The sequence below is a fragment of the Pseudomonas sp. KBN10P06128 genome (assembly GCF_037574945.1).
Classification (GTDB): domain Bacteria; phylum Pseudomonadota; class Gammaproteobacteria; order Pseudomonadales; family Pseudomonadaceae; genus Pseudomonas; species Pseudomonas aeruginosa.
This window is the reverse complement of the sequence record NZ_JBBELR010000001.1, coordinates 5,482,063-5,505,401: the sequence shown is the minus strand read 5'-3', so window position 1 is coordinate 5,505,401 and position 23,339 is coordinate 5,482,063. Positions and strand designations below refer to the sequence as shown.

Sequence of the window (23,339 nt, the reverse complement as noted above, 5' to 3'; positions counted from 1 at the left end):
CAGGTTTACAGCAGGTTGAAGGGGAAGGTGCTGACCAGGCGCAGTTCGTTGACGCTGCCGTCGACCTGGTTCTGGCTGGCCTTGTGCATCATGTAGGTGAGCTTGAAGGTGCTGTCCTTGATCGGCCCGTTCTGCACCTTGTAGGCCGCCATCAGGCCCAGCTCGTGGTGCTTCTCGCCGTCCTGGGCGCGCACCTCGGCGTAGTTGCCGTAGGCACCGTTGCGATCGCCGTCGTAGTGGGTGCCGTCGATGTCCCAGCCCTTCACGTACCACACGCCGGTGCTCAGGCCGGGGACCCCGTAGTAGCTCCAGTCGGTCTCGTAGCGGATCTGTGCGGACTTCTCGTTGGGGCTGTTGTAGTCGGCCAGCATCGAGTTGGCCAGGAAGATCGCCGAGGTCTCGTGCACGTAGTCGAAGTATTCGTTGCCGTCGACCTGCTGGTAGGCCAGGGTCAGGGCGTGGGCGCGATGGCCGAGGGTGAAGGCCAGGCTCCAGGTGTCGTTGTCGATGTAGCCGGCCTCGCGCGCCCCGGTGTCGCCGGTGTGGTAGCCGTTGAAGGCGGTGCGCAGGGCGATGCCGTTCTCGAGGTCGCCGATGTCGTGGGTCACGCCCAGGTAGTACTGGTTCCAGACGTCCTGGAAATGCGAGCCATAGAGGGAGATCTCCAGCCCGTCGAGCGGCTTGTAGTTGCCGCCCAGGTAGTTCAGGCGGTCGCCCTTGACCTGGCGGGTGCCGTACTCGGTGGTCATGTCCTCGTCGCCGGAACCGGTTCGCGGGCTGACCTTGCGGAAGCTGCCGGCCTGCAGGCTGAGGTTGTCCAGCTCCTCGCTGGTCACGGCGAAGCCGGTGAAGCTGGAGGGCAGGGCACGGTTGTCGATATAGCTGAACACCGGAGTGTTGACCAGGAAGCGACCGGCCTTGAATTCGGTGTTCGAGGCGCGCAGGCGGATATTGGCAACGCCCAGCTTGGACCATTCGCCGATCGCCTCGCCATCGCTGTTCGCCAGGGTCCGGTTGCCGCCGCCGCCGATGCGGCCCTTGCCGCGCTCCAGGGCGATCTCGTTGAAGGCTGCGACGTCGAAGCCGAAGCCGATGCTGCCCTGGGTGTAGCCCGAGCTGTACTTGAGCACCGTGCCCTGGACCCAGGCGTTGCGCTGGTGGATGCGCTGGGAGCCGCCGCCGGCCTTGGGAATGCGGAAGGTGAAGCTGTCCTTCATGTTTTCCCGCGAGTAGAAGTTGCGGGTGGTCAGGGTCAGGCTCTGTCCCTCGAACAGCCCGCTGGCGCCGGCCTGGCCCTTGATCGGTTTCTCCACGCTGGGGATGCTCTGCACCTGGGCGGCGTAGCTGGGATTGTCCGGGGTCGGCGGGGATTCCTGCTCGTCCGCCGCCCAGCCTGGCGCGGCCGATGCCATCAAGGCCAGTCCCAGCGTCGCGCCGGTCACTCGTTGGTATCTCATCACCTGATTGCTCCCTTTATTGTTGTCATGGCACCTGTTTTACCCACCAGGTTTGCGCCGGTTTTGCCCGCGCCTGGGCGCGGCGGTCGAATACGGCGAGGCGAGCGCTCCTGGCGGAACGCGCACAGCGCCGTTCTGGAACACGGGCAGGAAAAGCAAAGAAATGAAGTACGGATCGTGCCGATCTTCTGCGCCCCGGTCGTTTCACGACCGGGGCGGCGTCGGCATCAGGGCTGGTTGGTTACGCCATAGAAGGCGTTCCGCGAGAAGGGGCTGATCTTGAAGTCATGCACCGACTTGTTCATCGGCTGGTACACGGTGGAGTGGGCGATCGGGGTGATCGGCACCTGCTCCTTGAGGATGTGTTGGGCCTGCTTGTACAGCTCGCTGCGCTTGTCCTGGTCGGAGACCCGCTTGGCAGCCTTGACCAGCTTGTCGTAGGCCGCGTCGCACCATTTCGATACGTTGTTGCCGTTGATCGAGTCGCAGCCGTAGAGGGTCGCCAGCCAGTTGTCCGGATCGCCGTTGTCGCCGGTCCAGCCGAACAGCATGGCGTCATGCTCGCCGGCATGGGCGCGCTTGATGTACTCGCCCCACTCGTAGCTGACGATCCTCGCCTTGATGCCGATCTTCGCCCAGTCGGCCTGGATCATCTCCGCCATCAGCTTGGCGTTGGGGTTGTAGGGACGCTGCACCGGCATCGCCCACAGGGTGATCTCGGTGCCCTCGGCGACGCCGGCCTTCTTCAGCAGTTCCCGGGCCTTGGCCGGATCGAACGGGGCGTCCTTGATGGTTTCGTCATAGGACCACTGGGTCGGCGGCATGCCGTTCACCGCCAGTTGCCCGGCACCCTGGTAGACGGCGTCGATGATGGCCTGCTTGTTCACCGCCATGTCCAGCGCCTGGCGTACTTCGAGCTGGTCGAACGGCTTGTGGGTGACGTTGTAGGCGATGTAGCCGAGGTTGAAGCCTGGCTGCGAGGGCACCTTCAGGTTCGCCGCTTCCTGCAGGGCCTTGAGATCGGCGGGGCGTGGGTTGAGGGTGATCTGGCACTCGCCGGCCTTGAGCTTCTGCGCGCGCACCGCGGCGTCGGTGTTGATCGAGAAGATCAGGTTGTCGATCTTCACGTCTTCGGGTTTCCAGTAGTCCTTGTTGCCCTTGAAGCGGATCTGCGCATCCTTCTGGTAGCGGCTGAGGATGAAAGGCCCGGTGCCGATCGGCTTCTGGTTGATCTGCTGTGGCTTGCCGGCCTCGAGCAACTGCCCTGCGTACTCGGCGGACTGGATCGAGGCGACGTCCATCGCCAGGTTCTGGATGAAGGCCGCGTCGACCTCGTTGAGGGTGAACTTCACCCTGTGCTCGTCGAGCTTCTCGACCCTGGCGATGTTCTTGTCCAGGCCCATGTCGGTGAAGTAGGGAAACTCGGTGGGGTAGGCCTTGCGGAACGGATGATTCTTGTCGAGCATGCGCTGGAAGGTGAACAGCACGTCGTCGGCATTGAATTCGCGGGTCGGCTTGAAGTAGTCGGTGCTGTGGAACTTCACACCCTTGCGCAGGTGGAAGGTGTAGGTCTTGCCGTCGTCGCCGATGTCCCAGCTTTCCGCCAGGGCCGGGATCGCCCGGGTGCCGCCGCGCTCGAACTGGACGAGGCGGTTGAACAGGGTGACCGAGGTCGCGTCGTAGTCGGTGCCGGTGGTGTACTGGGCGGGGTCGAAGCCGGCCGGGCTGCCCTCCGAGCAGAACACCAGGTTGCTGGCGGCGTGGGAGAACGGGGAGCCGAGGATCAGACCGGCTGCCAGCCAGGCCCGAAGGGGAAGGATCTTACGCATGCAAACCTCATTTTTTCTTTTTCTAAGGGCATCGTCTGAGGATCGGCCTTATGGGCCATGGCAACTCTCGCCTTTCCATGGATGGCGGGTGACAGCCATGGACCCTGTGCGGCGACAGCGATCGTCCGTTTGTTGTTGGTCGACGATTCGCTGATGCCGAAATTAAGTCATGCTGAAATTGTGGTCAACGAAAATTAAGCACGACTAACATTTCTCTTGCGAAAACGTTTGCCTGACAGGATGGGAAGGTGCGCTGCGGACTGGCTCAGGGCGTCGGATGGTCGTCGAACAGGCCCATGGTGGTGATGGTCAGGACTTCCGCCACATCGCTGCCGACGTTGGCCAGGCAATGGGTCTTGGTCGCGTCGAAGTGCACCGAGTCGCCGGCGCCGAGGGGGTACTGGCGCCCCTCGATGGTGTAGACGATCTGCCCGGACAGGACGTAGGAGAACTCGGCGCCCTCATGGGAGATCAGCTCCGACTGGTAGCCCACCGGCATGTTCATCTTGACCGCATTGATCAGGTTGCCGGGGAAGGAGCTGGACAGGCGTTCGTAGGCCAGCGGCTGGCCCTCGATGGTGTAGCGTACCCGCTCGCCTTCGTGGGAGTCGGGCTGGGGCTGTGCCGGTTGGTCGAACAGGGCATTGAGCGGGATATTCAGCGACTTGGCGATGTTGGCCAGGGAAGAGATCGATACACCGGTGAGGTTGCGCTCCGCCTGGGAGAGGAAGCTCGCGGTGAGACCGGATTCGCTGGCGACTTGGTGCAGGGTCTTCTTGGCGGCGCGGCGATAGCGACGCAGGCGTTCGCCGATGCGGTCTACGGTCATTGGGGAGACTCTTGTTGAAAGGCGCAGTATACCCAGCGCGGGGCGTCAATAAAGTCTGACAGATGAACTACCCGAACCCCTATTTTTTAAGTGTGACTGAAAATTTGTTTTGACCTGAATTTAAGCTCGACTTAAATTTCAGCCCGGTCCAGACGAGGAGAACAACAAATGACCGTGGGTGTTGGCGGGAGTACCCCTGCGCAGGCGCTGGAGCGTCTGCGGAACATGATGGACGGCGCGCAGCCGATCGGCCTGGCGTCTTACCGTGCGCGAATCGCCGCGGCCCAGGCGTGGATGGGCGAGCATGGCATCGCCGCGGCGTACCTGCATGCAGGCAGCAACCTGCGTTACTTCAGCGGCGTGCAATGGCACCCCAGTGAACGCCTGGTGGGTGCGCTGCTGCCCGCCGAGGGCGCCCTCGAATACCTTGCGCCGGCCTTCGAGGAAGGGACGGTGCGCGACTTCCAGGTGGTCGACGGCGCCATCCACACCTGGGAGGAACACCAGGATCCCTACCGCCTGCTGCTCGATCGCCTGGAGGCGCTCGGCGTGGGTGAGCGCAGCACGGTCGCACTGTGTCCGAGCCTGCCGTTCGGCATGTTCGAGCGCTTGCGCCAACTGGCGCCGGGCAGGAACTTCGTCAGCGCCGCGCCGCTGATCGACCAGGGGCGGATGCGCAAGTCGGCCGAGGAGCTGGCGCTGATGCAGCGGGCCAAGGACATGACCCTGGAAGTGCAGAAGGCCGCGGCGAGCATTCTCCGCGAAGGCATCAGCACCACCGAAGTCGCCGAGTTCATCCACCAGGCGCACCGCAAGGTGGGCGCGCCCGGTTCGACCTTCTGCATCGTCCTGTTCGGTGCCGCCAGTGCCTTCCCGCATGGGGTGAAGCATGCGCAGGTGTTGAAGGATGGCGACATGGTGCTGATCGATACCGGCTGCCAGGTGCACGGCTACCAGTCGGATATCACCCGTAGCTATGTGTTCGGCACGCCCAGCGCACGCCAGCGCGAATTCTGGGGGATGGAGCGCGACGCCCAACTGGCAGCCTTCGAGGCCGCGCGTCTGGGCCAGCCCTGCGAGGCGGTGGACGCCGCCGCGCGGCGTTCGCTGGAGGCCAACGGCCTGGGGCCGGACTACCGCCTGCCTGGCCTGCCGCACCGCACCGGGCATGGCATCGGCATGGATGTCCACGAAGGCCCGTACCTGGTGCGTGGCGATCGCACGCCGCTGGATGTCGGCATGTGCTTCAGCAACGAACCGATGATCTGCGTGCCCGGCGAGTTCGGCATTCGCCTGGAGGATCACTTCTACATGACGGAGGAAGGACCACGCTGGTTCACCCAACCGAGTCCGTCCATCGACGATCCCTTCGGCCTCGGCGGCTGAGCCGGCCGAACGATAACGCCGCACGCGGGAAGGCAAGGGCCAGGGCTTCCCGCGTGCGGCGCAGCGATCAGTCCAGCTTCACCCGCGAAAAGTCCCGCGCCGACATCGGGCTCATGCGGTAGCCGCTGACGTTCTTGCGTTGCGCGTCGAACATCAACGGATGCGCCAGCGGCAACCAGGGCATCTGCTCGTGGAAGATTCGCTGCGCTTCCTTGTACAACGCTACCCGTTGGCTCTCGTCGTTGCTCATGCGCGCCTTGCGGATGGCTTCGTCGAAGCCCTTGTCGCACCAGCGCGCGCGATTTTCCCCGGACTCCACCGAGGCGCAGCCGAGGTTGTGGGTGAGGAAGTTGTCCGGGTCGCCGTTATCGCCGATCCAGCTGTAGAGCATCATGTCGTGTTCGCCGGCCTTGGTACGCTTGACCATCTCGCCCCACTCGAACTGGTGGATGTTCACCCGGATGCCGATGGCGGCCAGGTCGGACTGGATCAGTTGCGCCACTCGCGCCGGGTTGCCGCCGGGGCCGCTGCCGGTGCTGATGTAGAGGTTCAGGGGCGTGTCCGGGGCGACGCCGGCTTCCTTCAGCAGGGCCTTGGCCCGTTCGGGGTCGTAGGGCCAGTCGCGGATGCTGTCGTCGTAGCCGAGCAGCATCGGCGGGTAGGGGCCGATGGCCGGGCGGGCCTGGTCGCCGAAGACGATCTTCAGGTAGGACGACTTGTTGAAGCCCATGGCGATCGCCCGGCGCACGCGCGGGTCGTCGAACGGTTCGTGCCGGGTGTTGATCGCGGCGTGTGAGGTGATCATCGCCGCTTCTTCCAGCACCGTCAGTTGCGGGTCCTGGCGCAACGCGGCGACGTCTTCCGGCTTGGGCGTCAGGGCGATCTGGCATTCGTTGCGGCGCAGGCGCTGCACGCGCACGTTGGGATCGAGGGTGATCGCCAGCACCAGGTGGTCGATGGCCGGCTTGCCCTTCCAGTAGTCGGGGTTGGCCGCGTAGCGCACCTGGGCATCCTTGCGGTAGCGGGTGAAGACGAACGGGCCGGTGCCGATCGGCTTGCTGTTGAGTTCGTCGCCCTTGCCCCTGGCGATCAGTTGGCCGGCATATTCGGCGGAGAGGATCGAGCCGAACGGCATGGCCAGGTCGGCGAGGAACGGCGCCTCCGGGTGCTTGAGGACGAAGCGCACCTGGTGCTCGTCGATCTTCTCGATGCGCTCGATGATGTCGCGCAGTTGCATGGCGTCGGCGTAGGGGTAGCCGCTGGGCGAAAGGTCGTGGGCGGGGTGCTGCGGATCGAGCATGCGCTGGAAGCTGAACAGCACGTCGTCGGCGTTGAATTCGCGGCTTGGCTTGAAGTACTCGGTGCTGTGGAATTTCACGCCCTGGCGCAGGCGGAAGGTGTAGACGAGGCCGTCAGCGGAGACGTCCCAGCTTTCCGCCAGGGCCGGGATCACCGTGGCGCTGCCCGGAGCGAACGCGGCCAGCGCGTTGTACAGCGGATGGGCTGAGGCGTCGAAGGTGTAGCCGGAGGTATAGCGGGCCGGATCGAACCCTTCCGGCGCCGCTTCGGTGCACACCGCCAGGGTCTTCGGCTGGGCCTGGATGGCGGCGCTGGCGGCGAAGGTGAGTAGCAGCAGGCTGTAGCGCAGGGCAGAGCGTGGTCGCATGGATGACTCCTCTGGAGCGGGACGGCCGGGTCGGCCGCCCTGGGGAGAGGCGCCGCCTCGCTCGTGGCGGGGCGGCGCGGCTGGCAGGCGAAGCTACTTGCCGACGCTGACCTCGTAGAACGAGTTCAGGCCGAAGGGACTGATCCTGAAGTCGTGTACCGTCTTGCGCATCGGCTGGTACACGGTGGAGTGGGCGATCGGGGTGATCGGCACTTGTTCCTTGAGGATGTGCTGGGCCTGCTTGTACAGCTCGGTGCGCTTGCCCTGGTCGGTGGTGCGCTTGGCATCCTTGACCAGCTTGTCGTAGCCGGCGTCGCACCATTTGGAGAAGTTGTTGCCGTCCACCGCGTCGCAGCCGTAGAGGGTGCCGAGCCAGTTGTCCGGGTCGCCGTTGTCGCCGCTCCAGCCGATCAGCATGGCGTCATGCTCGCCGCCCTTGGCGCGCTTGATGTATTCGCCCCATTCGTAGGTGACGATCTTCGCCTTGATACCGATCTTCGCCCAATCGTTCTGCAGCATTTCCGCCATCAGCTTGGCGTTGGGGTTGTAGGGGCGTTGTACCGGCATGGCCCACAGGGTGATCTCGGTGCCTTCGGCGACCCCGGCCTTCTTCAGCAGCTCCCTGGCCTTGGCCGGATCGTAGGGCGCGTCCTTGATGGTCTCGTCGTAGGACCACTGGGTCGGCGGCATGCCGTTGCTCGCCAACTGGCCGGCGCCCTGGTAGACGGCGTCGATGATGGCCTGCTTGTTCACCGCCATGTCCAGCGCCTGGCGTACTTCCAGCTTGTCGAACGGCTTGTGGGTGACGTTGTAGGCGATGTAGCCGAGGTTGAAGCCGGCCTGCGACGGCAGGTTCAGGTTCGGGTCCTTCTTCAGCGCGTCGAGGTCGGCGGGGCGTGGGTTGAGGGTGATCTGGCACTCGCCGGCCTTGAGCTTCTGCGCGCGCACCGAGGCGTCGGTGTTGATGGCGAAGATCAGGTTGTCGACCTTCACCTCGTCCGGCTTCCAGTAGTCCTTGTTGCCCTTGAAACGGATCTGCGCATCCTTCTGGTAGCGGCTGAATACGAACGGGCCGGTGCCGATCGGCTTCTGGTTGATGTCGCTGGCCTTGCCCTGCTTGAGCAGTTGCGCGGCGTATTCGGCGGACTGGATCGATGGGAAGGGCATCGCCAGGTTCTGGATGAAGGCCGCGTCGACCTCGTTGAGGGTGAATTTCACCGTGTGCTCGTCGAGCTTCTCGATCCTGGCGATGTTCTTGTCCAGGCCCATGTCGGTGAAGTAGGGAAACTCGGTGGGGTAGGCCTTGCGGAACGGATGATCCTTGTCGAGCATACGTTCGAAGGTGAACAGCACGTCGTCGGCATTGAATTCGCGGCTCGGCTTGAAGTAGTCGGTGCTGTGGAACTTCACGCCCTTGCGCAGGTGGAAGGTATAGGTCTTGCCGTCGTCGCTGACGTCCCAGCTTTCCGCAAGGCCGGGAAGGACCTTGGTGCCGCCGCGCTCGAACTGGGTCAGGCGGTTGAAGACGGTTTCCGCCGCGGCGTCGAAATCGGTACCGGTGGTGTACTGGGCGGGATCGAAGCCGGCCGGGCTGCCTTCCGAGCAGAAGATCAGGTTGCTGGCGAAGGCCTGGGGAACGGCGGTGACCAGCGCTGCGCCGAGCAGCGAGGGCATGATCGCGGAGCGGATGACGGCGTTTCTACGCATGGAGTGACCTCTGGTTATTTTGATTGTCTGCGAGGGACAGCCTCGTGAGCTGTCTTGCGCGAAGCTATGCAGGGCGTGTGCCGGCCGCAAGCGTCGAGGTCGCTTCAGTGTAGATGTTGTTATCCGATTGAAAGGGAATGTCGCATTTTCGAATTTGCGCAAACGCGACGCAGGCCGCGTTTGCTGCGCGAGAGACAGTGGAAACGCAAGAGGCAGCCCGGAGGCTGCCTCTTGTGGTGCGCGCCGGCCGGATCAGGGCATCTGCACCTCGATCACACCGTCGGCGTTGACCGTGACCTGGCTGGTCCCGGCCTCGATCTCCGGCGCCTGGGCGCCGCCGAAGCTGGCGTCGGCCTTCATCGCCGCCATCCGCATCACCGGGTACGGGCGCGGTGCGCCGGCGCTGTTCACGCTCAGGCTGACCAGCTTGTAGCCCTTGCCGCCGAGCGCCTCGGTGAGCAACTGGGCGCGCTCCTTGAACGCGTCCACGGCGCCTTTCATCAATTGGTCCTCGTTCTTCTTGCGGGTCGCATCGGCGATGCTGAAGTCCATGCCGCCCATTTTCAGCTTGCCCAGCAGGTCGGCGGAAAGCTGGCCGAGGGCGGCGAAGTCGGAGCTTTCCAGGCGCAGCTCGGCGCGCTCGCGCCAGCCGGTGATCTTCTGGCCCTTGTCGTCGTAGACCGGATAGCTGTTGCGACTGCCCAGGCTGATGGTCACGCCCTTGACCTTGCGCGCGTCGGCGACGGCGGCGTTGAGGACGCTGGTGGTCTCGGCGGCGAGCTTGGCCGGATCGCTGCCCTGGTTTTCGCTGTAGAGGGTGACCTGCATCAGGTCGTGGGCCACCTGCTGGCTGACTTCGGCGTGCAGCGAGACCTGGTTGTAGCGCGGCGCTTCCTCGGCGACGGCCGAGAGGCTGGCGGCGCAGAGGGTGACGGCGGCGGCCAGGCGGGAAATCGCAGACATTGGGCAACTCCTTGTACTAAGGCTGAATTCACACTGTAGAGCATCGTTCCGGCAGGCGCGGCAAACACGCCTATACGCCAGTCTTGGACCATGAGACGAAGGCTTTTCCCGGAACGGGTTAGGCGATTTCGGAAAAAACGTGAAATTTACTGATCTGAGCCCTGACAGCGCTCGGCGAAACAGGGCAGGATGGCGACCTGCGAGGTTTCTGAGTCACTTTGCCGCAGAGTTGCCGACAGCGTCTTGGCTATACTCGCGCTTATTCCGGAAGAAAACATGCGCGCACCGGTTTTCCTGCTCTCCGCCAGTCGCCAGAACCTTGGCCGTCTGCTCCTCATCCGTATTCTCGTGCTGGCCGCGCAGGCCGGCTCGGTGGGTTTTGCCTGGCTCTCCGACCTGTTGCCGCTGCCGTGGCTGGCGCTCGGCCTGACCCTTGGCCTGTCCGCCTGCCTGATCCTGTTCACCGCGCTGCGCCTGCGCGCGCCGTGGCCGGTGACCGACCAGGAGTACGCGGTACAACTGGCCTGCGACCTGATCATCCACAGCACCTTGCTGTATTACTCGGGCGGCTCGACCAACCCCTTCGTTTCCTATTACCTGGTACCGCTGACCATCGCCGCTGCGACCCTGCCCTGGATCTACTCCATGGTGCTCTCCGGCCTGGCCCTGACCGGCTACACCCTGCTGCTGATCTGGTACCACCCGCTGCACCTGCAGGCGGTTCAGCACGAGGCGATGCTGATCAACCTGCACCTGTTCGGCATGTGGCTGAACTTCGCCCTGTCGGCGGCCTTCATCACCTTCTTCGTGGTGAAGATGTCCGAGGCCCTGCGCTGGCAGGCGCACATGCAGGCCGAGCGGCGCGAGGAAAGCATGCGCGACCAGCAGTTGCTCGCGGTGGCCACCCAGGCGGCCGGTGCTGCGCACGAACTGGGTACGCCGCTGGCGACCATGAGCGTGCTGCTCAACGAGTTGCGCCAGGAGCGCCCGCAGGACCCGACCCTGCAGGAAGACCTGGCATTGCTCCAGGAACAGGTCAAGCAGTGCAAGCACACCCTCCAGCAACTGGTACGGGCGGCCGAGGCCGACCGTCGCCAGGCGATCGAGGAGCAAAGCGCCGCGGAATGGCTGGAATCGGTGCTGCGCCGCTGGCACCTGATGCGTCCGGAGGCCTCCTACCGCTACCAGTGCCTGGGCCTCGGCTCCGCGCCGCGCCTGACCCCGCCGACCGACCTCAGCCAGGCTCTGCTGAACCTGCTGAACAATGCGGCGGACGCCTGTCCCGACGACCTCGACATCCGCCTGGACTGGGACAGCAGCAGTATCTGCCTGAGTATCCGCGACCACGGCGTCGGGGTGCCCCTGGCGATCGCCGAACAGATCGGCAAACCGTTCTTCACCACCAAGGGCAAGGGCTTCGGCCTCGGCCTGTTTCTCAGTCAGGCCAGCGTGACCCGCGCTGGTGGAACGGTGAAGTTGTATAACCACGAAGATGGCGGCACTCTGACCGAACTGCGCTTGCCGCGCAGCTACGGAATGGCTTGAGTGATCCGTCTGAGAGGCCCTGCCTATGTCTGAAGAGCTGCTCTTCGAAGGGGAAGAACATCCCCACCTCCTGCTGGTGGACGACGATCCCACCTTTACCCGGGTCCTGGCCCGGGCCATGAGCCGTCGCGGCCTGCGGGTCAGCACCGCCGGCTCCGCCGAGGAAGGCCTGGCGCTGGCCCAGCAGGATACGCCGGACTACGCCGTGCTCGACCTGAAGATGGAAGGCGACTCCGGCCTGGTGCTGCTGCCGAAGCTGCTGGAGCTGCACGCGGACATGCGGGTGGTGATCCTCACCGGCTATTCCAGCATCGCCACCGCGGTGGAGGCGATCAAGCGCGGCGCCTGCAACTACCTGTGCAAGCCGGCGGATGCCGATGACGTGCTGGCCGCGCTGCTCTCCGAGCACGCCGACCTGGACACCCTGGTGCCGGAAAACCCGATGTCGGTGGATCGCCTGCAATGGGAGCACATCCAGCGCGTGCTCGCCGAGCACGAGGGCAACATCTCCGCCACCGCCCGTGCCCTGGGCATGCATCGACGGACCTTGCAGCGCAAGCTGCAGAAGCGGCCGGTACGGCGCTGAAGCGTAAATGACAACGGGGGCGCCGCATGGCGCCCCCTGTGCTTTCCGTTTTCCGTCGAATCGCGGTGGATTTCGCAGATTCCGCCGGTCGCCGGGGATATCCAGCGGACAGCGCAATCGTTAAGATGCAGCTTTCATGAATCGCACGACCAGGGATTGATCATGCGTATCTTCGGTTCGAGTGCCGGCTGCCTGTCGGTGCTGTTCGGACTGGCCTTCGGGCTGCCTGCACTAGCCGAGCCTTCGGTGGACCTGGATGGTCCGACGGCAGGCTGGCGCTATTCCGGCCTGCTCGAACAGCCCGATGCCCCGCGTGTCGCCTATCCGACTCCGCCCATCGATCGCGGCGGCCAGCGCGGCCGCAGCCTGATCGAAGGACACCTGCGCGAACTGGTCGGCACCGAGCGCGCCCAGCGCCTGGTGGTCAACGGCAATCCTCTCCCTCTCTATACCGACGGCGCCGGGCGCTTCGTCCGCCCCTATGCGTTCGGCCACGGCTCCAACGGCGTCCAGGTCGGCAGCGCCGACGGCAAGATCCTCAAGCGCGTACAGTTCTACGAGGCCAATCGCTCCCAACTGCCGCCGCGCGTGCGCGTGGTGCTGGGTTGGGACGATCCGAAGGCCGAGCTCGACCTGCATATCGTCACCCCCGATGGCCAGCACGCCTACTGGGCGCATCCGCGCCTGAGCAACAGCGGCGGCCTCGATCCGGACGGCGTCGACGGGCCCGGCCCGGAGATGTTCACCATGGGCGCGCCGCTGCACGGCACCTACCTGATCTACGTGAACTACTGGGGCAACCTCAACAACCAGGGCTACAACTTCCAGGCCGGCAGCAACGTACAGGACGTGATCACCGCGCAGGTCAACCTGGTGTTCAACGAAAACAGCGTCGACGAGAAGCACGAGACCTTCGTCGTGCCCCTGCGCACCATCGGCGACCTGGTGCTGGTCAAGACCTTTACCTACTGAAGCATCCCCTCGTACGGATGACACGGGATTAGCGAACCATGAGCGAGAACAACACCCCCAGCCCTGCCAACGGAACCCCTGCGCCCGCCGCTGCGCGCACCCGAAGCGCCCTGTGGCCGGTGCTGGGGATCGTCGCCGCGCTGGCCGCCGGCGGTGTGCTGGCCTGGCAGATGGGCTGGCTGGAGCGGCTCGGCGGAGGGCGCCCGGCCGAAGAGGACCTCGGCCAGCCGATCGGCGCCCAGGCACCCGCGGACGCCGACGCGCCGCGTGCCTACCGTGACCTGCGCAAGCCCGACGCGCTGATCGAGAGCGTGTCGCTGAGCCGCCTGCCGAAGGAAATCCTCGAGGTGCCGTTGCTGCGCGATACCCTGACCGAGGACTTCGTTTTCTATTACGAGAACAATGGCGACCGCCTTGGCCTGACCGGTACGTTGCGGCGGATCATCTACGAGCACGACCTGACCCTGAAGGACAGCCTGGTCGAGGAACTGCTCGACCAACCGGCCCAGGTCGCCCTCTGGCGCGGCGCCGACGGCCGCCTGCGCGACTTCGTGGTGGTGCTCAAGCGCGGCGGCCTGGCGCGAGTGCTCGAGCCGCTGGCCCATATCGCCGCCGACGACCAGCAGTTGCGCAAGGTCGGCGAGCTGGCGGGAACCTCGGTCTATCGCCTGCGCTACGGCAACGACAAGGCGATGCTGTTCCTGTCCAAGGGCGACCGGCTGTTGTTGCTGTCGAACCCACGGATGCTCTTCGACGATGGTGGCGAGAGCGACGACAGCCCGCTGAATGCTCCGGCCAGCGAAGACCTGGAGGCACTACTCGACGGCGACGAACTGTTCCCCGAGCGCTTCGGCCTGCCGGGCCGCGGCGAGCTGCGCCAGCGCATCACCCTCAATGCCAGCGTCCTGGCCATGGGCTACCAGCGCTTCATCCCGAGCTTCGCCGGGGTGCGCTTCGAGAAGGGCGAGCAGGGCTGGAGCAGCTACCTGGCGCTGAACGAGGTGGAACGTCAGCCGCCGCTGGACTTCGCCCCGGTCTGGCAGGCCATGCCGATGGGCGCCAGCGCCTGCGTGGCGCTGCCGGTCACCCCCGGCCTGTACGGGGTGATGCTGGAGCGCCTGGGGGCCGAGCAGAAGATGGCCCAGGCCTTCTCCGAGCATCTCAGCGGCGCCGCCGGTCTCTGCTGGTACGCCAGTTCGCGGCTGCATTCGCCGCTGCTGGTGGGCCAGTTGAGCGCGCCGGCCAGTGCCGAACTCGACGACGAGTTGGGCAAGCTGTTCGGCCGTGTGATCGGCGCGAAGGAAGCCAAGGTCGAGGGTGGCAGCTTCCCGGTGGAAGACCGGATGGATGGCCAGACCCGCCGCTGGACCCGCCAGGTCAGCTCGAACTTCGGCGCCTATCCGGCCAGCCAGGCGGACAACCCGGAGAGCATCAGCGGCCGCGCGTTCTTCCGCATCGGCATGGCGCGCCATGGCCAGACCCTGCTGTTCTCCCTCGACGACCAGTTGCTCGGCAAGGCCCTGGACACCCTCGACAAGCGCTATCCGCCGCTCGCCGAGGTGTTGCCGAAGGATGCGCTGGTACCGGCCTACCTGGCGCCGCAGCCGCTCTCCGAACTGCTGCAACGGGAAACCCTCGACAGCCTGCCGCAGGACATGGAGCCGGTATTCCGCAATGCCGCCGACACCTACCTGATGCCGCGCCTGAAAACCCTCGCCGGCAAGGGCAGCTACGCCCTCGGCCTGCCTGCCGGAAGCCAGGCCAACGCACCGTGGCAATGGCTGCCGCTGGAATGGCGGTCGCTGTGAGACGTCTGACTGCCTTCGGCCTGGCTCTGCTCCTGCTGGCCAGCGGCGGTGCCCGCGGCGAGCCCGCGGTAACGCTCGACCCGCAGCAATCGCAGGTATTCCGCGCCTGGTTCGTGCGCATCGCCCAGGAACAGTTGCGCCAAGGGCCGAGTCCGCGCTGGCACCAGCAGGACTGCGCCGGCCTGGTGCGCTTCGCCGCCAACGAGGCGCTGAAAGTCCACGATGGCAAGTGGCTGCGCGCCAACGGCCTGTCCAACCGCTACCTGCCCCCGGATCTGGCGCTCAGTCCCGAGCAACGGCGCCTGGCGCAGAACTGGCAGCAGGGTGGCGGCCAGGTCGGGCCCTACGTGAATGCGATCAAGCTGGTGCAGTTCAACAGTCGGCTGGTCGGCCGCGACCTCAACCAGGCGCGCCCCGGCGACCTGATGTTCTACGACCAGGGCGACGACCAGCACCTGATGATCTGGATGGGCCGCTCCATCGCCTATCACACCGGCAGCAGCACCCCGACCGATAACGGCATGCGCTCGGTCAGCCTGCAACAACTCATGACATGGAAGGACACCCGATGGATCCCCGACGAATCCAATCCCAACTTTATCGGCATCTATCGGCTGGCTTTCCTCTCTCAATGAATCGCGTCCCAGTGAAGACCACAGCAATGAGCAACCTGCGCCGTTTCAGCCGTAGCCTGGCGGTCGCCGCCCTGGTCCTGCTGCCGTTCGCCGCCGTCCAGGCGGAAGACACGGTGGAGCCGAGCGGCTACACGCCGATGGCCGGCGAATCCTTCTTCCTGCTCGCCGACAGCAGCTTCGCCACCGACGAGGAAGCGCGGGTCCGTCTCGAAGCGCCCGGCCGCGACTACCGGCGCTACCGCATGGAGCCCTATGGCGGGGTCGACGTGCGCCTGTACCGGATCGAACAGCCGCTGGAGTTCCTCAAGCGGCAGAAGAACCTGCACCGGGTCCTGGCCGAGGGACAGTTCAAGGGCGAAGGCCTGTCGAACACCCTGGCCTATCTCTGGGACAACTGGTATCGCAAGTCGCGCCGGGTGATGCAGCGCGCCTTCTCCTACGAGTCGCGGCAACAGGTCACCGAGGCGGTGCCTGAGCTGAAGATGGGCAACGCCATGACCGCGCCGACGCCCTACGACGCGCAGCCGCAATACGCGCCGATTCCCGGCCTGCCGCTGGTCAGCCAGTTCCGCTATCCGCTGTGGGACGCCAAGCCCATCGAGCCGCCGCAGGACGTCAAGCTGGCCGGTTCCTCCAGCGAGTTCATCAACGTCGTGCCGGGCAATGTCTACATCCCGCTGGGCAAGCTGAAGCCGGGCCTCTACCTGGTCGAGGCGCTGGTCGGCAAGTACCGCGCCACCACCGTGGTGTTCGTCTCCAACAGCGTGGCGGTGAGCAAGGTCGCCGGCGACGAGCTGCTGGTCTGGACCGCACGCAAGCACGAAGGCACCCCGGTGCCCGACACCAAGGTGCTGTGGACCGACGGCCTGGGCGTGATGAGCAGCGGCAATACCGACGCCGACGGCCTGCTGCGGCTCAAGCACGCCAGTCCGGAGCGCTCCTACGTGATCGGCGAGGACCGCGAGGGTGGGGTCTTCGTCTCCGAGAACTTCTATTACGACAGCGAGATCTACGACACCAAGATCTACGCCTTCACCGACCGCCCGCTGTACCGGCCGGGCGACTGGGTCTCGTTGAAGATGGTCGGCCGCGAGTTCAAGGACGCCCGTCAATCCCAGGCCGCCGCCAGCGCGCCGGTGCGCCTGAGCGTGATCGACGCCAGCGGCACGGTATTGCAAAGCCTGGACCTCCGCTTCGACGCGAAGAGCGGCGCCAATGGCCGCTTCCAACTGCCGGAGAACGCCGTCGCCGGCGGCTACGAGTTGCGCTTCGACTACCGCGGGCAGACCTACAGCAGCGCCTTCCGCGTCGCCGAATACATCAAGCCGCACTTCGAAGTCTCCCTCGACCTGGCCAAGCCGGACTTCAAGACCGCCGAGCCGGTGAAGGGCGAGATCGTCCTGCTCTATCCGGACGGCAAGCCGGTGGCCAACGCGCGCCTGCAACTGAGCCTGCGCGCCCAGCAGTTGTCGATGGTGGACAACGAACTGCAGTATCTCGGCCAGTTCCCGGTGGAACTGAGCAGCACCGAACTGACCACCGACGGCAAGGGCCGCGCCGCCATCGAATTGCCGCCGGCCGAGAAACCCAGTCGCTACATGCTGACCATCTTCGCCAGCGACGGCGCCGCCTACCGGGTCAAGACCAGCAAGGAGATCCTCATCGAGCGCGGTGCCGCGCGCTACCGCCTGAGCGCGCCGCAGCGCTTCAGCGCCGCCGGCGAGAAGGTCGAGTTCAGCTATGCCAGCGAACAGCCGACCCCGCTCAAGCCGAGCAGCTACCAGTGGATCCGCCTGGAGGACCGCGCCACCGACAGCGGTCCGGTCGCCGACGGCCGCTTCGCGCTGGCCTTCGAGCGTCCCGGTACCTATTCCGTGGAGCTGCGCGACGACAAGGGCCAGCTCCTTGGCGCCACCGGCCACTCGGTGAGCGGCGAGGGCGTGAAGTCGGTGCCTGGCACCGTCGAGGTGGTGTTCGACAAGCCCGAGTACCGCACCGGCGAGGAAGCCTCCGCACTGATCACCTTCCCCGAGCCGGTGGAGGATGCACTGTTGTCCCTGGAGCGCGACAAGGTCGAGGCCACCGCCCTGCTGTCCAAGGGCGCCGACTGGCTGCGCCTGGAAAAGCTCAATCCGACCCAGTACCGCGTGCGGATCCCGGTGCGCGAGGAGTTCTCGCCGAACCTGACCTTCTCGGTGCTCTACACCAAGGGCGGCGACTACAGCTTCCAGAACGCCGGGATCAAGGTCGGCATGCCCCAGGTGGAGATCGACATCGCCACCGACAAGGAGCGCTACGAACCGGGCGAGACGGTGACCGTGACCCTGGCCACGCGCTTCGCCGGCAAACCGGTTTCCAGCCACCTGACCGTCAGCGTGGTGGATGAGATGGTCTATGCCCTGCAGGCGGAGATCGCCCCCGGCATCGACCAGTTCTTCTACCATCCGCGGCGCAACAACGTGCGCACCAGCGCCAGCCTGGCCTTCATCAGCTACGACGTGGCGTTGCCCGGCAGCACCAGCGCACCCGGACGGGCGAACCGCAGCGAGCGCGGCGTCAAGGTACTGGAGCGGCCGCGCCGCGAGGATGTCGACACCGCCGCCTGGCAGCCGGAGCTGGTCACCGACGCCCAGGGCAAGGCCAGCTTCAGCTTCCGCATGCCCGACTCGCTGACCCGCTGGCGGATCACCGCACGGGCCATCGACGACAACGGCCAGGTCGGCCAGAAGAAGCAGTTCCTTCGCTCGGAGAAGCCGCTGTACCTGAAATGGAGCGGGCCGACCCGCTTCCGCCAGGGTGACCAGCCCGACCTCGGCCTGTTCGTCTTCAACCAGGGCGAACAGCCGGTCAAGGCCGAGCTGCTCAGCGGGCCGCCTGGCAGCCAGCGCAGCCAGCCCCTGGAGCTGGCCAAGGGAGTCAACTACATTCCGCTGGCGCAACAGCCGCTCAGCGATGGCGACTGGAGCGCCGAGCTGCGCCAGGACGGGCAGGTCCGCGACCGCCTGGCGGTGCGCTTCAACCTGCTGGCCGACGGCTGGCAGGTGGAGCAGGCGCAGAACCTCAGCCTGGCGGCGGCGAGCAACCCGTTGCAACTGCCGGCGGACGCCCGCGACGTACGCCTGCGCCTGGCCGATGGCCCGGCCGCGGCCTACCTGGGCAATCTCGATGATCTGCTGGAGTATCCCTACGGCGGCGTCGAGCAGACCGCCAGCCAACTGCTGCCGCTGAGCATCGCCTATCCGGCGCTGGCCGGCGGCGAGCCGCGGATTCGCGACCGCCTGCGCCTGATCATGCAGAACAGTCGCCTGCGCCTGGTGCAGATGGCTGGCCCGGACGCCTGGTTCGCCTGGTGGGGCGGCGACGTCGATGGCGACGCTTTCCTCACCGCCTACGCCTACTACGCCGATTGGTACGCCAGCCGCGCACTGGAGATCCAACTGCCGGCCGAACACTGGCAGCGCATCCTCGAGCCCTACGCCAAGCAGGCGACGCAGACCCCGCTGCTGCAGCGCGCGCTGATCCTGGCTTTCGCCCGCGACATGCAGTTGCCGGTGAACACCCTGCTCGGCGGCCTGCTCAACGATCTGGCCAACGCCGGCGAAGGGCAGGCGCGCGCGGAGCCGCTGGAGGCCGACGACGGCCTGGTGCTGGGCGACCCGGACTCGGCCGTCGGCCTGGCCGCGGCGCGAGTGCTGGCGGTGGACCTGGCACGGCAACTGCGGGTTGCGGTGCCCGCGCCGCTGGCCGCCCAGGCCGAGACGGCGACGCAGCGCCTGCGTGAGGCCGGCTTGCCGTTCACCGATGCCTTGCTGGCCTCTCGCTCGGCCGTGGATGGCCAGCAGGCCAGCGCTCTGCTGCAACGCCTGGCGCCGGCGCAATCGACCCTGGAACGCGCCCTGGCCCTGACCTGGCTGCAGGGCGCCCTGGCCCAGGCGCCGCAGGGCAAGCTGCCGCAGCCGCCGAAGGACTGGCAGGCGCAGCGCGGTGCTACCGGCGAAACCTACTGGCAATGGCGCGGCCGCGGCATTCCGAGCTGGGTCGACCTGGACGAGGCGCCGGCCCGGCCGTTGCCGGTTGCGCTCAGCTACCGCAGCGCCCAGGCGCCGAGCGGGCAACTGCCGGTGCAGATCAGCCGTCGCCTGCTGCGCCTGGTGCCCGGCGAGGGGGCGTTCGAGTTCAAGGTCGAGGAGGTCGGCGACAAGCCGCTTTCCAGCGACGAACTGTATCTCGACGAAGTGACCCTGACCGTTCCGGAAGACACCGCTCTACGCTACGGCATGCTGGAACTGCCGCTGCCGCCCGGTGCGGATGTCGAGCGCACCACCTGGGGCATCAAGATCAGCGGCCTGGCCGGCGACGAGGCGACCACCCTGGAGCGCGCGCGCAACGAACCGGGCGAGCTGTTCTACGGAGTGCCGGTGGACAGCCTGAGTGGCGAGCAGCGTTTCCGTCACCTGGTGCGTTTCTCCCAGAAAGGCAGCTTCAACCTGCCACCGGCCCGCTACCTGCGTCTCTACGCGCCGGAACAGCAGGCCCTGGAAGCCAAGCCGGCGCTGGCCAAGGTCAAGGTCGAGTGATTGCGTTGCGCGCCTGGCTGGTCCTGCTGTGCGCCGTGCCGTTGCTGCTTCGCGCAGCGGAGGCGCCGGTCCAGCTGGCCTGGCGCACGACCCAGGGCTACGAACTGGTGAGCCTGGATCGCCAGCGGGTGCTCGAGCGCCGGCCGTTGCCGGCCGATTTGCAGGCTCCGCTGGGCAGCCTGTGGAAACTGTTCGTCTTCGCCTGGCTGAGCGACACCGGCCAGGCCGAGCCGCCCTATGCCTGCCAGGGGCGCAGCCGCGAGGAGGTCTACTGCTGCGAGAATGGCCAGACGATCGGTCGTGACCGCGCCCTGGTGCGCTCCTGCGGGCTGTATTTCGAGCCGCAGCGCCTCGCCTTGCGGCCGGAGGCCTGGCGCGACTACTGGCAGGCGCGCCAGGCACCGGCCTGGTTGCTCGATCTGGAACGGCTGCAACCGCAGACGCGGGTGCCGGTTAAGGAGCTTCTGGAACAGTTGCAGCAACTGCCGGCCCAGGGCGAGGCGCGGCGGGTACTGCTCGACGTGGCGTTGCAGGCCGGCGACGGCCATGCCGTGGCCAGCCTTGGCGGCCGCCTGCGGGTGAAGACCTGGAGCTGGCTCGACGACCATGACCCGCAGGCGCGCCAGGGCGGTTTCGCCGGCTGGCTGGTCGATGGAACGCCGCTCTGGCTCGGCGGCCCGGGAACCAGCAAGGTGATCCTGGACCGCTACGCCGAGGTGCTCGGGCGCTTCCTGCCGAGTCCGTGGCCGGCCGATCCGGGCCGTTGCGTGGAAGTGAACCTGTTCAGCCGCTATCCGCTGCGCTCGGTCAGTGATCCCGCCGGCCGCCCGGCCGCCGAAGGCCTGCTGCATGGTCCGCAGCAAGTGCTGTTCGCCAACGGCAATCGCCTGGACATCGCCAGCGCCGGCGACCTCTTCCTGCAACGGGTGGATGGCGTGCCGCGCCTGGTCGCGCGGGTTTCGCGCGAAGAGTACGTGGCGCGGGTGCTGGAGCGCGAAGCCTCGGCGCAGCCGAAGGAAGCCGCTCGCGCGCTGGCGGTGACCATTCGCACCTATCTATTGCAAAACGCCGCGCCGCGCGGCGAATGCCTGGCCATCGATGACAGCAGCCAGCGCCAGCGCGTGGCGCCGCGCCCGGCCAGCGCGCCGACGCGGCGGATCGCCGCCTGGAGCGCCGACCTGGTGCTGGCCGGGGCGACCGTCAACTATCACTCCGACCAGCCTGGTCCGGCGCGCCTGTCCTGGAAGCACGCGGTGGAGCAAGCCGGGCAGGGACTGGGCTACGACAGCATCCTCGCCCAGGCTTTCCCGCGCAGCAGCCTGAGCCGCTGGGACAACCCGGTGGCCGCCTGCCAGCCGTTGCCGGCCGCCGAAGACTGGCTGCGCAAGCAGCGCCGGCAGTGGCGCGAGCGCCTCGACCGAGAGCCCGGCTACGAGGAGATTCCGAGTTTTTCCGTGTGCCGCCTAGCTTCCGGGCGGCCCTATGTCGATCGCGAGCGCGAACGCATCTTCGTCCGCGGCCTGTATTCCCTACAGGAACGCCTGGACCTCACCCATGAATACCTGCACCTGGCCTTCCGCGCCCATCCCAGCGGCCAGGACGAAAACTATGTCGAAAGCCTGGCCCGGCGCCTGCTACTGGAATGACTCCATGAACCGAATCTCCCTTGCCGCCCTGCTCAGTTGCCTTCCCCTCGTCGCCTGGGCGGACAACCCCGTGAAACTGGATACGCCGGTCTCCGGCTGGCGTGCCGGCGACGGTTCCGCCGCCAATTACCGGCAGGTGGTGAACTACCCGGCGTCCTCGGTCAACGTCGCCGCCGACCAGGCGACCACCGCGCGCATTCGCGGCGCGATCGAGAGCCAGCCCAAGGACCGCCCGGCGACGCTGGTGGTGAACGGTGTGAGCATGCCGCTGAAGGTGGACGCCGATGGCAGCTTCGACCGCCCGTTCGCCTTCCCGTCCGGCAGCAACAGCGTCGAGGTGCGCAACGCCGCCGGGCAGTCGCGACGGGTCCAGTTCTATCACGGTGGCGGCGGCGGGGAAGTGCCGGCCAAGCTGCGCGTGCTGCTGTCCTGGGACAGCGACAACACCGACCTCGACCTGCACCTGGTGACCCCGGACGGCGACCATGTCTGGTATGGCAATCGTTCGCTGGCCAACGGCGCGACCCTGGATGTCGACGTCACCACTGGCTACGGCCCGGAAATCATCGCCACGCCGACGCCGCAGAAGGGGCCCTACCTGGTCTACGTCAACTACTTCGGCGGTGGCTACGGCAGCAGCGAGGATGGCGCCGAACAGGCCGCCCAGGACCTGACCACGGCGCGCATCACCCTGGTCACCGAAGAGGGCACGCCGAACGAGAAACAGGAAACCTTCCTGGTGCCGATGCGCAAGCCTGGCGAGCTGACGCTGGTGAAGCGCTTCAGTTATCCGTAGGCGCCTGCGCTGGCGGATAACGCCTCTGGCGTTATTCGCCGTCGTTCAGGCATCGGCGTTACCAACCGCGTGGCCTGACGGCGGCGCTCATGCCGCTGCGAATGGCTCCTGGGCTCAGGCGGGCTGTTCGCCCTGCCAGGTATCGATCGCTTCCTGGGCCGCACGGAACGCATCGATCGCCGCCGGCACCCCGGCATAGACCGCGCAGTGCAGCAGTGCCTCGCGGATTTCCTCCACCGTGCAGCCGTTGTTCAGCGCGCCGCGCACGTGCCCCTTGAGTTCCTGCGGGCATTTCAGGGCGGTCAGGGCGGCCAGGGTGATCAGGCTGCGGGTCTTGCGCGGCAGCGCCTCGCGGGCCCAGACCGAGCCCCAGGCATGCTCGTTGACGAAGTCCTGCAATGGCTGGGTGAAGGCGGTGGCGTTGCCCATGGCGCGCTCGACGAAGGCGTCGCCCATGACTTCACGTCGGATCTCCAGGCCGGTCTTGCCTTGTTCGCTCATCGGAAGGTTCCTGTCGTGGGTAGAAGGTGGCTCAATCCAGCGACTCTATCCGAACCGGCGCCACGCCGCTGCGGATCATACCCAGGCCTTCGGCGGCCTTGCGCGATACATCGATGATCCGCCCGCGGCGGAACGGCCCGCGATCGTTGATCCGCACCACCACGCTGCGGCGGTTGTCGAGGTTGGTTACCCGCACGCGGGTACCGAACGGCAACGTGCGGTGGGCAGCGGTCATTGCGTTGGGGTTGTAGCGCTCGCCGCTGGCAGTACGCAGGCCTGCGTGGCGGCTGCCATAGTAGGAGGCTTCGCCGGTATCCGCGGAACCGCTGCCGGCGAGGCTGGAGCAGCCGGCGAGGAACAGGGGCAGGACGGCGAGGGCGAGGCGCGCGGCGGCGGATGGGTTGGGCATGGACAACAGGCTCCTGGCGGACAAGAA

The 23,339-nt window shown here is 66.4% G+C and carries 17 protein-coding genes; 9 read left to right on the top strand and 8 right to left on the bottom strand.

Annotated features, from left to right (window positions below):
* Positions 1-5: 5 nt before the first annotated feature.
* The 3 genes from VQ065_RS25740 to psdR form a co-directional block, all read right to left on the bottom strand.
* Positions 6-1,460, bottom strand: a complete 1,455-nt coding sequence (locus tag VQ065_RS25740) for an OprD family outer membrane porin (RefSeq protein ID WP_073660276.1) — start codon at positions 1,458-1,460, stop codon at positions 6-8.
* Between the two features lie 224 nt (positions 1,461-1,684).
* Positions 1,685-3,286, bottom strand: a complete 1,602-nt coding sequence (locus tag VQ065_RS25735) for an ABC transporter substrate-binding protein (RefSeq protein WP_003094437.1) — start codon at positions 3,284-3,286, stop codon at positions 1,685-1,687.
* Positions 3,287-3,551: 265 nt separating this feature from the next.
* On the bottom strand, positions 3,552-4,115 hold the full coding sequence (gene psdR / locus VQ065_RS25730; RefSeq protein WP_003094433.1) for a transcriptional regulator PsdR: 564 nt from the start codon (positions 4,113-4,115) through the stop codon (positions 3,552-3,554).
* Between the two features lie 168 nt (positions 4,116-4,283).
* Between psdR and mdpA the strand changes: the two genes are divergently transcribed.
* Positions 4,284-5,501: a metallopeptidase MdpA gene (gene mdpA, locus VQ065_RS25725; RefSeq protein WP_003094429.1), complete on the top strand. Its 1,218-nt coding sequence runs from the start codon at positions 4,284-4,286 to the stop codon at positions 5,499-5,501.
* 67 nt (positions 5,502-5,568) lie between these two features.
* Here the strand turns inward: mdpA and VQ065_RS25720 are convergent, their stop codons facing one another.
* The 3 genes from VQ065_RS25720 to VQ065_RS25710 all read right to left on the bottom strand — a co-directional run bounded on the left by VQ065_RS25720 (position 5,569) and on the right by VQ065_RS25710 (position 9,837).
* On the bottom strand, positions 5,569-7,167 hold the full coding sequence (locus tag VQ065_RS25720) for an ABC transporter substrate-binding protein (protein ID WP_003094427.1): 1,599 nt from the start codon (positions 7,165-7,167) through the stop codon (positions 5,569-5,571).
* A 93-nt stretch (positions 7,168-7,260) separates the two neighbouring features.
* Positions 7,261-8,874: an ABC transporter substrate-binding protein gene (locus VQ065_RS25715; RefSeq protein ID WP_003094425.1), complete on the bottom strand. Its 1,614-nt coding sequence runs from the start codon at positions 8,872-8,874 to the stop codon at positions 7,261-7,263.
* A 252-nt stretch (positions 8,875-9,126) separates the two neighbouring features.
* Complete coding sequence (locus VQ065_RS25710) at positions 9,127-9,837, bottom strand: SIMPL domain-containing protein (RefSeq protein WP_003094423.1); 711 nt, start codon at positions 9,835-9,837, stop codon at positions 9,127-9,129.
* 276 nt (positions 9,838-10,113) lie between these two features.
* Here VQ065_RS25710 and VQ065_RS25705 point away from each other — a divergent pair, with 276 nt between their 5' ends.
* The 8 genes from VQ065_RS25705 (at position 10,114) to VQ065_RS25670 (ending at position 22,402) form a co-directional block, all read left to right on the top strand.
* Positions 10,114-11,382 carry an ATP-binding protein gene (locus tag VQ065_RS25705; RefSeq protein WP_003094421.1) on the top strand — a complete coding sequence of 423 codons (1,269 nt, stop codon included), beginning with the start codon at positions 10,114-10,116 and terminating at the stop codon, positions 11,380-11,382.
* A gap of 25 nt (positions 11,383-11,407) precedes the next feature.
* A complete protein-coding gene (locus VQ065_RS25700; RefSeq protein ID WP_003094419.1) occupies positions 11,408-11,968 on the top strand; it encodes a response regulator transcription factor in 561 nt (186 codons plus the stop codon).
* Positions 11,969-12,130: 162 nt separating this feature from the next.
* A complete protein-coding gene (locus tag VQ065_RS25695) occupies positions 12,131-12,940 on the top strand; it encodes a YfaP family protein (protein WP_003094417.1) in 810 nt (269 codons plus the stop codon).
* 38 nt (positions 12,941-12,978) lie between these two features.
* Entirely contained in the window at positions 12,979-14,748 is a 1,770-nt protein-coding gene (locus VQ065_RS25690; protein ID WP_003094416.1) for a DUF2138 domain-containing protein, read from the top strand.
* Positions 14,745-15,383 (top strand): DUF1175 domain-containing protein, encoded by a 639-nt coding sequence (locus VQ065_RS25685; RefSeq protein WP_340080486.1) that lies wholly within the window; start codon positions 14,745-14,747, stop codon positions 15,381-15,383. The genes VQ065_RS25690 and VQ065_RS25685 overlap by 4 nt, the downstream gene beginning before the upstream one ends.
* 26 nt (positions 15,384-15,409) lie before the next feature.
* Complete coding sequence (gene magD, locus VQ065_RS25680) at positions 15,410-19,960, top strand: alpha-2-macroglobulin MagD (RefSeq protein WP_003134831.1); 4,551 nt, start codon at positions 15,410-15,412, stop codon at positions 19,958-19,960.
* On the top strand, positions 19,957-21,606 hold the full coding sequence (locus VQ065_RS25675) for a YfaQ family protein (protein ID WP_014603568.1): 1,650 nt from the start codon (positions 19,957-19,959) through the stop codon (positions 21,604-21,606). Before magD ends, VQ065_RS25675 begins: the two co-directional genes overlap by 4 nt.
* Before the next feature lie 4 nt (positions 21,607-21,610).
* Positions 21,611-22,402 carry a YfaP family protein gene (locus VQ065_RS25670; RefSeq protein ID WP_003094407.1) on the top strand — a complete coding sequence of 264 codons (792 nt, stop codon included), beginning with the start codon at positions 21,611-21,613 and terminating at the stop codon, positions 22,400-22,402.
* A 114-nt stretch (positions 22,403-22,516) separates the two neighbouring features.
* On the opposite strand, the gene VQ065_RS25665 is transcribed toward VQ065_RS25670, so the two are convergent.
* Both VQ065_RS25665 and VQ065_RS25660 read right to left on the bottom strand, forming a co-directional pair.
* Positions 22,517-22,903, bottom strand: coding sequence for a carboxymuconolactone decarboxylase family protein (locus tag VQ065_RS25665; RefSeq protein ID WP_003094405.1), 387 nt, complete (start codon positions 22,901-22,903; stop codon positions 22,517-22,519).
* 31 nt (positions 22,904-22,934) lie between these two features.
* Positions 22,935-23,312, bottom strand: coding sequence for a septal ring lytic transglycosylase RlpA family protein (locus tag VQ065_RS25660; protein WP_003094403.1), 378 nt, complete (start codon positions 23,310-23,312; stop codon positions 22,935-22,937).
* Positions 23,313-23,339 lie beyond the last annotated feature (27 nt).

Excerpts from the sequence above, each read along its gene's own strand:
- VQ065_RS25690 (WP_003094416.1), top strand. The coding sequence starts at position 12,979 with ATGAGCGAGAACAACACCCCCAGCCCTGCCAACGGAACCCCTGCGCCC.
- VQ065_RS25735 (WP_003094437.1), bottom strand. The coding sequence starts at position 3,286 with ATGCGTAAGATCCTTCCCCTTCGGGCCTGGCTGGCAGCCGGTCTGATC.
- VQ065_RS25665 (WP_003094405.1), bottom strand. The coding sequence starts at position 22,903 with ATGAGCGAACAAGGCAAGACCGGCCTGGAGATCCGACGTGAAGTCATG.
- VQ065_RS25670 (WP_003094407.1), top strand. The coding sequence starts at position 21,611 with ATGAACCGAATCTCCCTTGCCGCCCTGCTCAGTTGCCTTCCCCTCGTC.
- VQ065_RS25695 (WP_003094417.1), top strand. The coding sequence starts at position 12,131 with ATGCGTATCTTCGGTTCGAGTGCCGGCTGCCTGTCGGTGCTGTTCGGA.
- VQ065_RS25705 (WP_003094421.1), top strand. The coding sequence starts at position 10,114 with ATGCGCGCACCGGTTTTCCTGCTCTCCGCCAGTCGCCAGAACCTTGGC.
- psdR (WP_003094433.1), bottom strand. The coding sequence starts at position 4,115 with ATGACCGTAGACCGCATCGGCGAACGCCTGCGTCGCTATCGCCGCGCC.
- VQ065_RS25720 (WP_003094427.1), bottom strand. The coding sequence starts at position 7,167 with ATGCGACCACGCTCTGCCCTGCGCTACAGCCTGCTGCTACTCACCTTC.
- VQ065_RS25700 (WP_003094419.1), top strand. The coding sequence starts at position 11,408 with ATGTCTGAAGAGCTGCTCTTCGAAGGGGAAGAACATCCCCACCTCCTG.
- VQ065_RS25710 (WP_003094423.1), bottom strand. The coding sequence starts at position 9,837 with ATGTCTGCGATTTCCCGCCTGGCCGCCGCCGTCACCCTCTGCGCCGCC.
- VQ065_RS25660 (WP_003094403.1), bottom strand. The coding sequence starts at position 23,312 with ATGCCCAACCCATCCGCCGCCGCGCGCCTCGCCCTCGCCGTCCTGCCC.
- VQ065_RS25715 (WP_003094425.1), bottom strand. The coding sequence starts at position 8,874 with ATGCGTAGAAACGCCGTCATCCGCTCCGCGATCATGCCCTCGCTGCTC.
- mdpA (WP_003094429.1), top strand. The coding sequence starts at position 4,284 with ATGACCGTGGGTGTTGGCGGGAGTACCCCTGCGCAGGCGCTGGAGCGT.
- magD (WP_003134831.1), top strand. The coding sequence starts at position 15,410 with ATGAGCAACCTGCGCCGTTTCAGCCGTAGCCTGGCGGTCGCCGCCCTG.